The sequence below is a fragment of the Rhizobium favelukesii genome (assembly GCF_000577275.2).
Lineage (GTDB): Bacteria > Pseudomonadota > Alphaproteobacteria > Rhizobiales > Rhizobiaceae > Rhizobium > Rhizobium favelukesii.
In genome coordinates, this window is record NZ_HG916852.1 from 423,401 (window position 1) to 438,156 (window position 14,756).

Sequence of the window (14,756 nt, forward strand, 5' to 3'; positions counted from 1 at the left end):
GGATTGCCTGCCTGCCAAAGCGCGCAGGTGAACGGTGTACCTCGAACCATCCGTCAGAGCTTCCAGCCGGAGTGGAGGGCTGCAATGCCGCCGGTATAGTTTGTGAAGCTGACGCGCGAGAAACCGGCGTTGCGGATCATCTCGGCGAAGTTCTCCTGGTTGGGGAATTTGCGGATGGATTCGACGAGATATTGGTAGGGCTCGGCTTCGCCGGTGATCGCCTTACCGAACTTCGGAATGGCGTTGAAGGACCAGCTGTCATAGACGCGGTCGAGCAACGGCATGTCCACTTCCGAGAATTCGAGTACCAGCAATCGGCCGCCGCGCTTCAGCACGCGATGGGCTTCGCTCAGCGCGACATCGATGCGCGGCACGTTGCGGATGCCGAAGGCAATCGTGTAGGCGTCGAAGCTGTTCGGCTCGAACGGCAGATCCTCCGCGTTGGCTTCGACGAAAGTCAGATTGTCGGAGAGCTTCTTTTTGGCGGCGCGCTCGGCGCCGACGGCCAGCATCGAGCCGTTGATGTCGAGTACGGTCGCATGTGCCTGCCGGTTCGAGGCTTCGACGATGCGGAAGGCGATGTCGCCGGTACCGCCGGCAACGTCCAGAACCCGGTAGCCTGGCTCCCTGCGTGGATTGAGCGCCGCAATCATCGCGTCCTTCCAGACGCGGTGCATGCCGACCGACATAACGTCGTTCATGATGTCGTAGCGCTTGGCGACTTTGTGAAAGACGTCGTTGACGAGGCCCTGCTTCTCACCACCCGCCACGTCGCGGAAGCCGTAGGATGTTTCCATGCCGCCTTCGGCGGAGGTACGGCTTTCTGACATCGAAAATACTCCATCTATCTGAAATCGGCGCGGCGACCATAGCGAACTGACGCGCGCGACGCTATCTGTGGACCACGGTCAAAGCCGCGGCACCTTGGCGCTATAGCGTACAACGCCCGTGGTGGAAACATGTTAGATATAGATGGGTTAAGATGCCGGAATTGCCAGAAGTCGAAACAGTCAGACGCGGGCTTGCCCCCACCATGGAGGGCGCGCGTATCGCCCGCCTGGAGCTGCGACGCAAAGACCTGCGTTTCCCTTTTCCGGATGGTCTCGAGGCACGGGTGACGGGCCGCAGCATCGTCGCGCTCGGTCGCCGCGCCAAATATCTGCTGATCGATCTCGATAACGGCACGACGATCATTTCGCATCTCGGCATGTCGGGCTCCTTCCGCATCGAGGTGGAACAGCTTTCTGATAGGCCGGGCGAATTCCATCACCCCCGCTCGAAGGATGAAAAGCACGATCACGCCATCTTCCACCTGGAGGGACCGAAAGGCGCCAGCCGCGTCATCTATAATGACCCGCGCCGTTTCGGCTTCATGGATGTGGCACAGCGTTGCGAACTTGATCTCAATCCCTTCCTCTTCGGCTTGGGACCGGAACCGACAGGCAACGAACTCAGTGCCGCCTATCTGGCGGAACGCTTCGCTGGCAAGGCGCAGCCTCTGAAAAGCGCGCTGCTCGATCAGAAGAATATTGCCGGGCTCGGCAATATCTATGTCTGCGAGGCGCTGTGGCGCGCGCACCTGCGGCCGACGCGTGCCGCGGCGTCCATCGTCACGACATCGGGTAAGCCCAACAAGCAGATGGAGTTGCTTGTCGCCTCGATCCGCGACGTCATCGCCGACGCCATCAAGGCCGGTGGCTCGTCGCTGCGCGACCATATCAAGACGGATGGCTCGCTCGGCTATTTCCAGCATTCCTTCGCTGTCTATGACCGCGAAAGTCTACCTTGCGGCAACCCGGGCTGCGGCGGTACCGTCGCCCGCATTGTCCAGGCAGGGCGCTCGACCTTTTATTGCCCTGCCTGTCAAAAGTAACGGGAGGATTGTCCATGGCCTACGAAACGCTGATCGTCGAAACCCGAGGCGCGGTCGGGCTGATCACATTGAATCGCCCGCAGGCGCTGAACGCGCTGAACTCGACGGTGCTGAAGGAACTTCTTCAGGCCTACGAAGTCTTCCAGGCCGATGACGCCGTCGGCGCTATGGTGCTGACTGGTTCCGAGCGCGCATTCGCCGCCGGTGCCGATATCAAGGAAATGCAGCCGCTGGATTATGTCGATGTCTACGGCCGCGATCTGATGAGCGGATGGGACGACGTTGCCAAGGTGCGCAAGCCTGTGATCGCCGCTGTCAGCGGCTTTGCGCTCGGCGGCGGCTGCGAGCTTGCAATGATGTGCGATATCATCATCGCGTCGGAGACTGCCAAGTTCGGCCAACCCGAAATCACACTCGGCGTCATTCCTGGTATGGGCGGCTCGCAGCGGCTGACGCGCGCTGTCGGCAGATACAAGGCCATGGATCTGATCCTCACCGGCCGCATGATGGACGCTGCCGAAGCCGAACGCGCAGGACTCGTTTCGCGCGTGGTGGCGCCCGAACGGCTGCTGGACGAGGCTCTGGAGGCTGCCGCCAAGATCGCCTCGCTGTCGCGTCCTTCCGTGCTGATGGCGAAGGAGGCCGTAAACCGCGCACTGGAGACCACCTTGGAGGAAGGTCTGCGCTTCGAGCGTCGCCTTTTCCATAGCCTCTTTTCCACCGAAGACCAGAAAGAAGGGATGACGGCCTTCATCGAAAAGCGTAAGCCTGCCTTCAAGAATCGCTGAGCCTTGGAGAAAGGCGGCGTTTCCTTGAAAATGCGCGTTGACGTGGGTCGGCTTTAGGGTTATATGCCCGCCCACGGTTCGGGAAGCCACTCCGGTTTTCCGATTATGCTCCCGCATTGCTGGATTGAGTGGCCGCAGGGCCCGCGGTGATGACGGAGTTTGTTCGAATTCTTAGAGAGGCATCCATGGCCAATACAACTTCGGCGAAAAAAGCGACCCGCAAGATCGCCCGCCGTACCGACGTCAATAAGGCTCGTCGCTCGCGCGTTCGTACGTTCGTTCGCAAGGTCGAAGAGGCAATCGCATCTGGTGATGCTGCCAAGGCAAAGGAAGCATTCCTCGCCGCGCAGCCGGAACTGGCTCGCGCCGCAGGCAAGGGCGTCCTGCACGCCAACACGGCTTCCCGAAAGGTTTCGCGCCTGGCAGCGCGTGTGAAGGCTCTGTCGGTTTCTGTGACCGCATAATCTTTCGTTAACGGACGCACCATTATGATTAGCCCGGCAACTTTGTCGGGCTTTTTCGATTCCGCCGACTGGCTTCCGTATGGTTAATTCGGCGACGATTTCATGTCGAGCGTGTGACACGAAAAAGGCAATGAAAACAAATACTTGTTGTAGGATACTTCAGGTACGCTCGACTCGGGGCCTACAATCTGCGGTCTGAGCAGAGTCAAGAAGCTTTTTTATTTTTTCTTTTTATGCGTGTCAAAAATGCCCGCGGGACGAATCTCCTTGATTCAAAAGCGATTCTTTTTTGACGCGGATGTGACGCCCAAAGACTGCCCCCCGAGTCAACGGCCCGCTCTTAATTTTGCGTAAAATTCATCGTTGATTCCCGCATTCGATCCTGCCTAAATGCCGATCAACAAGGGGTCCAGACATCACCTGTGAAGGCTTGGTCTGAAACTGCCACGTCGGCAGGACGATGAACCTGTGCCACTTGTTACGGAGAGCCTAAGCTTCCGGTTTTTCACGCACTTGAGCATTTTTGACCGCGACGTGGCTGTCGCGGAACGGTGATTTTTTGTGTGTTGGTTGCACGCGTTGCGTGAAACCGGAATGGGGAAGAGAAGTCGTGGCAAGACGACTGGACGCCAGCTGACGAGGAGCGGCATCCAGTCCGACAGAAGGCAGTCGACGCCGCATGAGGCGGGCTCGCGCTTTCTCGGAAAGTCTTGTGAGTGGGGCAGTATTTGAGTGAACCGGCAGGCGAGTGGCTCATGAGGGTGCCACTTTCTGGTCATAGCGGGGAAATAATCGGGCGACGAACAAAGTCGGCCGACGAATGGAAGGCGGCATGATGCAGATGAATACAATGACGGCGGATGCCCTGGATAGCGGGGACAACGAACCGCAGGCGTTTGGCTCTATTTGCGCTGGAGCGGCAGGGGAAAAGGGAGACATGAAGCATGGTGTACTTTTCGAGCGTGTCAGCGCCCGCCTGAAGGCGCAAGTCGGTCCGGATGTCTATGCAAGCTGGTTTGCGCGGCTGAAGCTGCATTCGGTTTCCAAGAGCGTCGTGCGCCTGACGGTGCCGACAACTTTTCTGAAGTCCTGGATCAACAACCGGTATCTTGAGTTGATCACCAGCCTGTTTCAGGCCGAAGACTCCGAAATCCTGAAAGTCGAAATTCTCGTGCGCACGGCAACGCGTGGCGTTGGTAAACCGGCTGAAGCGCCGGTTTCCCCAGAGCCTGTTGCCGCCGCGCAGACGCGCCGCCCAGCGGCGCAGCATGCCGGCCAGATTGCGCAGCAGGCGGTATCGTCCGCAGCCGCTGCCCGTCCGGCGACTGCCGGCCAGCCGCTCTTCGGCTCGCCGCTGGACTCCCGCTTCACCTTCGACACCTTTGTTGAGGGTAGCTCCAACCGCGTAGCACTTGCTGCTGCCAGGACGATTGCGGAAGCCGGGCAGGGCGCTGTCCGCTTCAATCCGCTCTTCGTCCATTCCAGCGTCGGTCTCGGCAAATCGCACCTTCTACAGGCGATCGCCAATGCCGCGGTTCAGAACCCGCGCGCCCTGCGCGTCGTCTATCTGACGGCAGAGTATTTCATGTGGCGTTTCGCAACAGCGATCCGTGACAATGATGCTTTGACCTTGAAGGACTCGTTGCGCAACATCGACCTTTTGATCATCGACGACATGCAGTTCCTGCAGGGCAAGATGATCCAGCACGAGTTCTGCCACCTGCTGAACATGCTGCTCGACAGCGCCAAGCAGGTCGTGGTCGCTGCCGACCGCGCTCCCTGGGAGCTGGAATCGCTTGATCCACGCGTCCGCTCGCGGTTGCAGGGCGGTGTGGCCATTGAGCTCGACGCGCCGGACTACGAGATGCGTCTCGAGATCCTGAAGCGTCGCCTTACCGCTGCTCGCGTCGAGGACCCGTCTCTGGAAATCCCGGCCGAACTGCTGAACCATGTTGCGCGCAACATCACTGCAAGCGGCCGCGAGCTGGAAGGTGCTTTCAACCAGCTGCTTTTCCGCCGCTCCTTCGAGCCGAACCTGACGGTCGAGCGCGTCGACGAGCTTCTTGCTCATCTCGTTGGCTCGGGCGAGCCGCGCCGTGTCCGCATCGAGGACATCCAGCGCATCGTCGCACGGCACTATAACGTGTCGCGCCAGGAACTGGTCTCGAACCGCCGCACCCGCGTCATCGTCAAACCGCGCCAGATCGCCATGTATCTGTCGAAGACGCTGACGCCGCGGTCGTTCCCGGAAATCGGCCGTCGCTTCGGCGGTCGCGATCATACGACCGTGCTGCACGCCGTGCGAAAGATCGAGGAGCTGATCGCCGGCGACACCAAGCTTTCGCATGAGATTGAGTTGCTGAAGCGCCTGATCAACGAATAGTCGGGCAATCTTCTGTGCACGTTTGACGGCCGGGCATTGCTCCGGCCGTTTTCTTTTGCGCACAATCTTCTGTACGCTGGAGTGGCCACGTGGCCACAGGGGGAGCCGATGAGTTTCGACAGGATCGCTGTTCTCGGACTGGGCAAGATCGGGCGGTTGGCTGCAACGCTTCTGCATGAGGGAGGGTTCGACGTTCTAGGCGTCGACCTGCAGGCGCCGACGGAAAGCCAGCCATTCGAATGCAGGAGTGGCGACATCTCCGACCCCGCCGTCATCGGTGAACTGTTGTCCAGCGTTGAGGCCGTGCTTTCCTGCCTGCCCTATCACCTCAACATCGGCCTTGCGCGCGCCGCCCACGTCGCAGGGATCCACTACTTCGATCTGACCGAAGACGTGCCGACGACAAACTTCATCATCGAACTGTCCAAGACGGCACGCGGCCTGATGGCGCCGCAATGTGGCCTGGCCCCCGGCTTCGTCGGCATTGTCGGATCGAGCCTTGCGGACGGCTTCGACAAGTGCCGTTCCATTCGAATGCGGGTCGGCGCTCTGCCGCAGCACCCGACCGGTCTCCTCGGCTACGCGTTTAACTGGTCGCCCGAAGGGGTGGTCAACGAGTATCTGAACGACTGTGAAGTGATCGAGGGCGGCGTTCGCAAGCTCGTCTCGCCGATGGAATGGCACGAGACGATCTATGTCGAGGGCGTGAAGCTCGAAGCTTTCACGACATCAGGAGGCCTCGGAACCATGTGCGATACGCTGCTCGGCAAGGTCGAGAACCTCGACTACAAGACGATGCGCTATCCCGGCCACATGGATCTGATGAACTTCTTCTTCCATGAGCTTTTGATGCGCGACAGGCGCAACCTTGCCGGCGAAATCCTCACCAACGCCAAGCCTCCGGTCGAGGACGATGTTGTCTACGTCCACGTCGCAGCGGAGGGCATGGAGAACGGCAACCTCCGCCGCAAGGAATTTGTGCGCGCCTATTATCCGATCGAGATAGCCGGCGCCCGCCGCACGGCGATCGCCTGGACGACGTCGGCCTCGGTGGTTGCCGTCATCGAGATGGTGCGCGACGACCTTTTGCCGTCCACGGGCTTCCTGCATCAGGAATACATTCCGCTGGAGATGTTCCTGAAAACTCCGACAGGCGGCCTCTTCGAGACGAGCGCGCCAGCTCGCTAAGTGGTTAGGCTGGTCCAGTAGGCGCCCTCGAAGGGGACAGCCGCGAAGCGCTCGTTGATCTCGGCGAGGCTGTCGGCCGGATCGACATCGCCAAAGAGGTCGGGCCTTACCCAGGATGCCACGGCTTCGGCGGCGAGCACGTTCAGCGGCACGGCATTGAAGAAGTTCCACATGCCGTGCACATTTCCCTCGCGCACCGCTTTCAGCGGGGCCAGGCTTGGTGCCTTAACGGTCTCCTGGAGCGACTGCCGCGCTTCTGCGGGATCGACCCCGGGACCGATCGAAAAGACGGTGTAGGTGCCGCCCGGCGAGCCGGTGGCGATATAGACGTCCGGTTCCGCGGCGATGATATATTCTGCCGTCACGGGTCCGCCCTGTGGCGGCAGGTTCTTGTCGGCGATGTTGCGCCCGCCGGCAAGCGTGATCAATTCACCAAGGCCGGTGCGACCGACCGCCCAGCTGCCACGCGTTGTGCTTGGAAAGGCATCCATCAGCACGAGCGGCCCATCTTCGCCTTTCCCGACCGCCCTCGCTTTGATGCGGTCCACCCGCTTTTCGAAGAACTGAGCATAGTTTTCCGCTTGCTGGTCGCATTCCAGAACGCGACCGAGGAGCCGAATGTCCCGCGGCGTGCTCTTCAGCGGATCGAGATTGAAATCGACAACGATCACGGGCACGCCGATCGATTGCAGATACTCGATGGCACGTTTGCCCTGCTCGCCTTCTGCCTGCCACATGCCCATGACGGCAAGGTCGGCCTCCAAGGAAAGTGCGGCTTCGAAGGACATGCCATCCGCCTGCCCATTGCTGACAAGCGCCACCTTGTCGAGGGCCGGAAATTTCTTGCGAAAAGCATCGTAGATGAACGGGTTGTCCGTCTTCATGTCGGTCGCCCAGCCTGCCAGCAGACTCACCGGATCCGGGTGGATCAGCGACAGCGCGAAAAGATTGAAACCCGTTCCGAGGATGATTGACTTCGGCTTCTTCGCAATCGTCACCATTCGACCGACGGCATCGGTCACGGTCAGTGGCCAGCGCGTCTGTGCCTTCAACAGAGCCGGCGCGCAAAGCGCAGCAGACGCCGCAGCGAGAAAGCCGCGTCGCGTGATCGTGGACGGGATCATTGCACGTTCCTCTGGCTGGGAAGAGCACAAAGCTTGCCACAGCTCTGGACGCCGGGCAGCATGTAGCGCAGGCAGCATATCTTCCGCCGGGCGACGCGCTCGCCGTCGTCCTCGACATATCGGACGCTGCCGCAGAGAGGGTTGACGCCGCCGTCCGGCAGGCAGCCGCGGACGAACACCGCCAGATCGGGGCCTTCGGGTGGCCGTGTCATCCGCAGCGCGTAGTCGAGATACACAGCGGCATTGTTCCAGCACAGCTTGGCCGAAATGCCGGAGGCGTTCAGCTTCGTCACGGCCTCTGGAAGATGCTGTTCCAACAAGGGACCGATGGCTTCGAAACCGTCCTCCTCGCCACCCTCAGCATTCCGGCCCCGGTGCGGCACGCCGAATGCACGCGGCAGGCCATTCTCCTGCACTGCGATGGCCATCCCGTCGAAGGCGACCGGAAGCTCCTGCGCGGCGAGGCGACGGGCCAGCACATAGGGAATGGAAAGGGCGGAGAAGTAATACAACGACCACATCGACACGACGGCGCGCCTGTCGCTGTTGCCGCAGGCCTCGGCGTAGCGATCGATCGCCTGCTTGAACCCGCCGTCGCCGAAGAAGAGCGGCAGCGGTACCGCGTCCGGCAGGTCGGTGGAGAGCGCCATCTTCTCGTTGCACCACGCATGCTCACCGGCAAAGGCCGGCGAGAGGACCGAGGCGCTGTCGACCGGATCAACCACATGGTCCTGCGCGCTCGCCATCAGCTCACCATGTGTAGCGCAGGCTGCCGATCATGGCGCGGCCCTGGTCGCGGTAGCAGAAGCCGGCCGAGCAGATGGGCTCGCGGCGGTCGAACAGGTTGGTGGCGTTCACCTGCAGGCTCAGGCCCTCGTATTTCTTGTCGAGCGCGGCGAAGTCATAGCTCAGGGCAGCGTCGAAGAGGACGCGGGAGCCGTTCTGCGCCGTGTTTTCGTCGCTGGTGTAGCTCTTGCCGAGGTACCGGGCACCGAGGCCGACGCCGAGACCGTAGATCGGACTACCCTCCTGAAACCTGTAGTTTGCCCAGAGCGAAGCCATGTGCCTCGGCACCGACGAGACGTAGTTACCGACTGTACCGATCGTGCCTTCCAGAATCTCGGCGTCGGTGAAGGTGTAGGACGCAACCAGTGACAGGCCGTTGTCGAGACTCGTGTTCGCTTCGATCTCGAAGCCCCGGGAGCGAATCTTGCCGCGCTGCACCTGTATGTTTTCCGGCCCGGTCGGCAGGTTCACAACCTCGTAGTAGAGGCTGTTTTTCTGGTCGATATTGAAAAGCGCCGCCGTGATCAGCGTATTGCTATCAGGCAGCAGGTATTTGACGCCGATCTCCTCCTGCTCGCTTTCCGTCGCCTGGAAGGGTTGGCCGGTCTCCTTGTTTATGCCAGCATTTGGTGCGAAAGCGGTCGAGTAGCTGGCATAGGGTACAACGCCGAAATCCGTTTGGTAGGCTAGGCCGATGCGGCCGGAGAATGCCCTGTCCTTTTGCGTGATCGTGGTCAGCGCATTCGTGTTGAGGTCGGTATTGTCGGTGTCCGTGGAGACCCAGTCGTAGCGACCACCGACGGTCAGTATCCACGCGTCATAGCGGATCTGGTCCTGCAGATAGGTGCCGGCCTGCCACTGGTCCTGGACGGAGCGCGTATCGAAGTCGATAGGAGCAACTTGAGCGCCTGCCGTCGGATTGGTGGTGTCGAGCGGTGGCGACACGCCACGGCCATCGAGGGAGCGCCAGCGCAGCCTGGTCAGGTCTAGACCTGCAAGCACTGTATGGTCGACCGCGCCCGTTTCGAACTGAGCTTCCAACTGATTGTCGATGACGAAGGCCATCAGCTGCTCGTCAAACGTGCCGGCGCTGCGGTCAAGCAGGTTCGGATTGACGGCGTTCGGCGCGTAGGCGAAGGCCCAGTCGGCGTCGATGCTGAGCGTCGAAATGCGGGCGTTCTGACGGAAGACGAAGACGTCGTTCAGTCGATGCTCGAATTCGTAGCCGATACGAGCCTGGTTCTGGATCGAATCGTTGAAGGCCGGATTGCCCGCGAAATAGTCCGTTACCTTGCCGGTTGGATCGTTGTAATAGGCCGCCGTGCCGCCGGTCTTGGTTCGGGAATATTCGCCGAGGATGGTAAGTTTCGTGTCCTCGTCCGGCTTCCACATGAAGGCTGGCGCAATATAGACGCGGTCGTCGGGAACGCTGATCTGCTCCGTATTGGCGTCGCGATAGAGGCCCGTCAGGCGATAGTAGAAGGGGTCCTCATTGTTGACGGGGCCGGAGAGGTCGAACCGGCTCTGATAGCGCTGGTCGGTACCATACTGCAGCTGAACTTCGTGAAAAGGCTCTTCCGTCGGCCGCTTGGTGATGAGGTTGTAGAGACCGCCGGCACCCGTTGCCCCATACAGTGCCGAAGATGGGCCACGCAGGATCGAGACTCCTTCGAGACCGTACGGCTCGGTCTTGAAGAGTGACGAGCCTGCGCCCGGCTGACGAAGGTTGTCGCGGAAGATCCCGGTATAGGTCACGTCGAAGCCGCGCACCGAGAACGAATCGAAACGCGGGTCGAAGCCATAGGCGCCGACGCGTGTGCCCGGCGTGTACGCGACCGTATCCAAAAGAGATTGCGGGTCGCGATCCTTCAGCTGCTGTTCGGTCACTGAGGAAATCGACTGGGGCACCTCGATGAAGGGCGTGTCGGTTTTCGTGCCCGTCGCGCTGCTCTTGCCGACATAGCCATCCGCCTGGATGACGCCGCCGCTGCCGCCATTGACGATAATATCTTCAAGAACCGTCGCGCCATCCTGCTGCTGTCCAGCCGCATCCTGCGCTGCGGCCGGTGTGAGAAAATGGGCGATTGCCAAGCCAGTCAACGCCGACGTGGACAGGATTCGCGAGGAAAATCGGAGACTATTCATTGGCTTATCATACCGGTCATACGCATTTCAGGATTTATGTTGAGTTTAATAGTCAAGAAAAATCCCAAAGGAAACCCGCTTTCATGATTAAAATACTCCACTTTTTGACCGGCATGGCAAATCAGCCACAGTCAGGTCAGGCTTGCGCCTCTGACAGCAGCCACCGGCGGAAGGCGGCCGCCGCCGGCTGTTCGAGCGCAAGCCCGGGATAGACGAGGTGGAAGGCAAGCCGGCTTGCAATGCCAAGCGGGAAGGGCGTGACCACCGCGTCTTCCTTCAGGTCCCGCTCCAGAAACGAGCGCCGCATCAAGGCAAAGCCCAGTCCGGCTTTCATCGCGTCATAGGCTCCGTTGCCATGCATGAAGACCGGTCCACGCGACGGGTCGAGTCCTGTCGCGCCGGCTGCTTCCAGCCAGAGCTGCCAGTCATGGCGATAGACGTCATGGATCAGTTGGAAGCCGGCGAGCGCGTCCGGCGAGGGATTGTCGCCGAGCTCCGCGGCAAGTCTTGGTGTGCAAACCGGCACCAGCTCGTCATCCACGAGGCGTTCGCTGATCAGGCCGTCATAGCCGCCGAGTCCGTGGCGGATTGCAAGGTCGATCCCGTCGCGCTGAAATCGAGCACGCGGTGCGACGCGCTGATGCGGACGTCGATTTCGGGATGCATCGCCTCGAAGCGTCTGAGACGCGGCACGAGCCAGTAGGTTGCAAATCCCGCCGTGCAGGTGACGTTGAGGACGGCGCCGCGTCCGCGCGCCGTGATCGCCGCCGTCGCTTCCCTGACGAGGCGGAATGCTGCCCTGAGCGTCGAAAAATAGTCTGCACCCTCCACGGTCAGAGCTAGTGCGCGCGTCTTCCGCTCGAAGAGCTTGACGCCAAGCGAGGATTCCAGATCGCGGATCTGCAGACTGACGGCTCCCGGCGTCACGTTGAGCTCCTTCGCCGCCAACGTCATGCTGAGGTGTCGGGCGGCCGCTTCAAAGGCTCGAAGGGCCGAAAGGGAGGGAAGATAATCGCTCATGGTTTAGCTCAACTATATTATGGATCGAGAAAGACTCGTTTGTCGCACGACTGGCATAGCAATAATATCAGCATGAAAGCCGCCGTAAAAGCTTCGTCGAGCTGAGCGATGAGCGAGAAAAAATCAGGAAAAATGCGTGAGGACCGCCCAACAATCGGGTGGCGGCAGCCTGTACTGACATGTAGACCGGTCGCAGGCTGACCAGGGAGAAGACGATGCAGCAGAAACAGATGGGCTTTGCCGAGTGGGGAATGTTGCTGGTGCTCTCCCTGCTGTGGGGCGGATCCTTCCTCTTCAACGGCATTCTGGTGAAGAGCCTGCCGCCCTTTACGATCGTCACGGGTCGGGTCCTGATCGCAGCGCTGGCACTGAACCTTATTGTGCGTGCGACCGGCCATGCCATGCCGCGTGACGGCAGGTCCTGGGCGGCCTTCTTCGGCATGGGCATCCTCAACAATATGATCCCGTTCTGTCTCATCGTCTGGGGCCAGACGCATATCGCAAGTGGCCTCGCCTCGATCCTGAATGCCACAACGCCGCTCTTTGGCGTCGTCGTCGCGCATTTCCTGACCGCGGATGAAAAAATGACCGGCAATCGCCTGCTTGGCGTTCTCGTCGGCTTTGCGGGCGTCGCCTATATGATCGGCTTCGACGTGCTGCGCGATCTCGGGTCGAACGTGCTGGCGCAGCTCGCGGTGCTCGGTGCTGCGCTCTCCTATTCCTTTGCCGGCATCTTCGGCCGGCGCTTCCGCCAGATGGGCATGGCGCCGCTCATTCCCGCTGCAGGACAGGTCAGCGCCTCCACCGTCCTGATGTTGCCGATCGCGCTCATCGTCGACCAGCCCTGGACATTGGCCGCTCCTTCATTGGAAACCTGGATGGCGCTGTTCGGCCTGGCCTTGCTTTCGACGGCGATCGCCTATGTGCTGTTTTTCCGCATCCTGGCGGCTGCCGGTGCAACGAACCTGATGCTCGTGACCTTCCTGATTCCGGTCAGCGCCATCCTGCTCGGCGCAGCCATTCTCGGCGAGCAATTGCAGGTCAAGCATCTGATCGGCATGGCGATGATCGCGATCGGCCTTGCGGCGATAGACGGGCGATTGTTCGCTCTGCGGAGAAAGCGACCTGCCTAGCAGGCGAGATCGGCGACCACGGAATCGAGGATCAGCATGCCTGACGGCGTGCAGCGCAGGCGAGAATTGCCGATCCGCTCGATAAAGCCATGCTCCAAAAGAAACTCTTCCCGCTTCGGGTCCAGGTCGCGGCCCGAAAGCTGCTGCCAGCGGGAAAGGTCCACGCCTTCCTTGAGACGCAACCCCATCAGCAGCAGTTCGTCGGCCTGTTCCTCATAACCGAGTTGCTCCGTGTCCAGCATGCCGTGTCCATTGCGCTCGACCAGATCCAGCCAGCTCTCTGGCTTCCGCTCTGTCGCAGTGGCAATCTTCATGGAGCCACGTGTCAGTCGCCCATGGGCACCGGGGCCGATGCCAGCGTAATCGCCGTAACGCCAGTAGGTGAGGTTGTGCCGGCTCTCCGCGCCCGGACGCGCATGGTTGGAAACCTCGTAGGCGGGCAGTCCTTCGCCGGTGGTGATTTCCTGCGTCGCTTCATAGAGCAGCGCCGATTGGTCGCCGTCCGGAACCACAAGCTTGCCGGCCTTGTGAAGCCCGAAGAACGGAGTGCCTTCCTCGATCGTCAGTTGATAGAGCGAAAGATGATCGACGGCGTAGGAGAACGCCTCCTTCAACTCGCGTTCCCATTCGTCGACGGTCTGGTTCGGGCGCGCATAGATCAGGTCGAAGGACATGCGCGGGAAGATGTCGCGCGCCAGCTTGATCGCCTTCAGCGCATCGGCAACGTCGTGCAGCCGTCCGAGAAACGTCAGGTCGCGGTCGTTGAGCGCCTGGACGCCGAGCGACACGCGATTGACGCCGGCGGCACGATAGCCGCGGAAGCGTTCCGCCTCGACGCTGGAGGGGTTTGCCTCCATGGTGATCTCGATTCCATCGGGCACATGCCAGTGCTTGGCGATACCGTCGAGAATGGCCGACACCGTGGATGGTTTCATCAACGATGGCGTGCCGCCGCCGAGGAAGATGCTGGTCACCGTCTTTGGCCCGCTCATCTGGCGCACCGTCGCCATCTCCTTCAGGAAGCTCGCGGTAAAGCGTTCCTGATCCACCGGCTGGTGGCGGACATGGCTGTTGAAATCACAGTAAGGGCACTTGGCGGCACAGAACGGCCAATGCACGTAGACGCCGAAGCCGGGTTCGCCGGTATCGGGCAGAAGAGCGGCATAGCGCATCAGATCAGGCTGTTCCAAAGTGTCCACGTTTGCCCTTAGGCTTCCAGGCAGGTTTCGACGAAGATCTTGAAGGCGCGGGCGCGGTGCGACAGTGCTTCTGCGTCGCCGGGCTTCCAGCCGTGCTTTTCTTCCGCGCTCATCTCGCCAAAGGTAGTCTCATAGCCCTCGGGTTGAAAGACCGGATCGTAGCCGAAGCCCTGGCTGCCGCGCGCAGGCCAGACGACGGTGCCTTCGACTTCGCCGCGAAAAAGCTCCGTGTGGCCGTCCGGCCAGGCAAGGCAGAGTACGCTGACGAAACGCGCAGCGCGCTGAGCCGGCTTCGAAGCGCCGGCCGTTTCCAAAGCCGCCTCGACCTTCTCCATCGCCATCGCGAAGTCGCGCGTGCCGTCGGGTTTCTCCGCCCAGTTGGCGGTGTAGACGCCGGGATCGCCGCCGAGTGCATCGATGACGAGGCCGGAATCATCCGACAGCGCCGGCAATCCAGAGGCTTCGGCGGAGGCGAGCGCCTTGATCGTCGCGTTTTCCTCGAAAGTCGTGCCGGTCTCGTCAGGCTCCACGAAATTCAACTCGGCGGCCGATTTCGCCGTGAAGCCGAACGGACCGATGAGGTCCTGGATTTCCCGGATCTTGCCGGCATTATGGCTGGCAACGACGATGGTCTTCGTTTCGAGCTTGCGCAT

General features: G+C 60.9%; 12 protein-coding genes and 1 pseudogene. 6 read left to right on the top strand and 7 right to left on the bottom strand.

Annotated features, from left to right (window positions below; all coding sequences use genetic code 11):
• Positions 1-53: 53 nt before the first annotated feature.
• Complete coding sequence (ubiE, locus tag LPU83_RS40395; protein WP_024314489.1) at positions 54-830, bottom strand: bifunctional demethylmenaquinone methyltransferase/2-methoxy-6-polyprenyl-1,4-benzoquinol methylase UbiE; 777 nt, start codon at positions 828-830, stop codon at positions 54-56.
• Between the two features lie 152 nt (positions 831-982).
• Between ubiE and mutM the strand changes: the two genes are divergently transcribed.
• From mutM to LPU83_RS40420, 5 genes are all read left to right on the top strand, one after another.
• Positions 983-1,873 carry a bifunctional DNA-formamidopyrimidine glycosylase/DNA-(apurinic or apyrimidinic site) lyase gene (gene mutM, locus LPU83_RS40400; RefSeq protein ID WP_024314490.1) on the top strand — a complete coding sequence of 297 codons (891 nt, stop codon included), beginning with the start codon at positions 983-985 and terminating at the stop codon, positions 1,871-1,873.
• A 14-nt stretch (positions 1,874-1,887) separates the two neighbouring features.
• Positions 1,888-2,661 (top strand): enoyl-CoA hydratase, encoded by a 774-nt coding sequence (locus tag LPU83_RS40405; protein WP_024314491.1) that lies wholly within the window; start codon positions 1,888-1,890, stop codon positions 2,659-2,661.
• Positions 2,662-2,846: 185 nt separating this feature from the next.
• Complete coding sequence (gene rpsT, locus LPU83_RS40410; protein ID WP_024314492.1) at positions 2,847-3,125, top strand: 30S ribosomal protein S20; 279 nt, start codon at positions 2,847-2,849, stop codon at positions 3,123-3,125.
• An 835-nt stretch (positions 3,126-3,960) separates the two neighbouring features.
• A complete protein-coding gene (gene dnaA / locus LPU83_RS40415) occupies positions 3,961-5,508 on the top strand; it encodes a chromosomal replication initiator protein DnaA (protein ID WP_024314493.1) in 1,548 nt (515 codons plus the stop codon).
• 108 nt (positions 5,509-5,616) lie between these two features.
• The gene (locus LPU83_RS40420; protein ID WP_024314494.1) at positions 5,617-6,696 is read left to right on the top strand and encodes a saccharopine dehydrogenase family protein; all 1,080 of its coding nucleotides are present in this window, start codon (positions 5,617-5,619) and stop codon (positions 6,694-6,696) included.
• Here the strand turns inward: LPU83_RS40420 and LPU83_RS40425 are convergent.
• From LPU83_RS40425 to gcvA, 4 genes and pseudogenes are all read right to left on the bottom strand, one after another.
• Positions 6,693-7,820, bottom strand: a complete 1,128-nt coding sequence (locus LPU83_RS40425; RefSeq protein WP_024314495.1) for an ABC transporter substrate-binding protein — start codon at positions 7,818-7,820, stop codon at positions 6,693-6,695. The two genes, LPU83_RS40420 and LPU83_RS40425, sit on opposite strands and share 4 nt — an antisense overlap.
• The gene (gene fhuF, locus LPU83_RS40430) at positions 7,817-8,566 is read right to left on the bottom strand and encodes a siderophore-iron reductase FhuF (RefSeq protein ID WP_024314496.1); all 750 of its coding nucleotides are present in this window, start codon (positions 8,564-8,566) and stop codon (positions 7,817-7,819) included. The genes LPU83_RS40425 and fhuF overlap by 4 nt, the downstream gene beginning before the upstream one ends.
• A 4-nt stretch (positions 8,567-8,570) precedes the next feature.
• Positions 8,571-10,751: a TonB-dependent siderophore receptor gene (locus LPU83_RS40435; protein ID WP_024314497.1), complete on the bottom strand. Its 2,181-nt coding sequence runs from the start codon at positions 10,749-10,751 to the stop codon at positions 8,571-8,573.
• Positions 10,752-10,887: 136 nt separating this feature from the next.
• Positions 10,888-11,771: pseudogene (gene gcvA / locus LPU83_RS40440) on the bottom strand (transcriptional regulator GcvA).
• A 215-nt stretch (positions 11,772-11,986) separates the two neighbouring features.
• On the opposite strand from gcvA, the gene LPU83_RS40445 reads away from it, so the two are divergent.
• Complete coding sequence (locus tag LPU83_RS40445) at positions 11,987-12,904, top strand: DMT family transporter (protein ID WP_024314498.1); 918 nt, start codon at positions 11,987-11,989, stop codon at positions 12,902-12,904.
• Here LPU83_RS40445 and hemW read toward each other — a convergent pair.
• On the bottom strand, positions 12,901-14,076 hold the full coding sequence (gene hemW, locus LPU83_RS40450; protein WP_112334064.1) for a radical SAM family heme chaperone HemW: 1,176 nt from the start codon (positions 14,074-14,076) through the stop codon (positions 12,901-12,903). The two genes, LPU83_RS40445 and hemW, sit on opposite strands and share 4 nt — an antisense overlap.
• 35 nt (positions 14,077-14,111) lie before the next feature.
• A complete protein-coding gene (gene rdgB, locus LPU83_RS40455; protein WP_024314500.1) occupies positions 14,112-14,756 on the bottom strand; it encodes an RdgB/HAM1 family non-canonical purine NTP pyrophosphatase in 645 nt (214 codons plus the stop codon).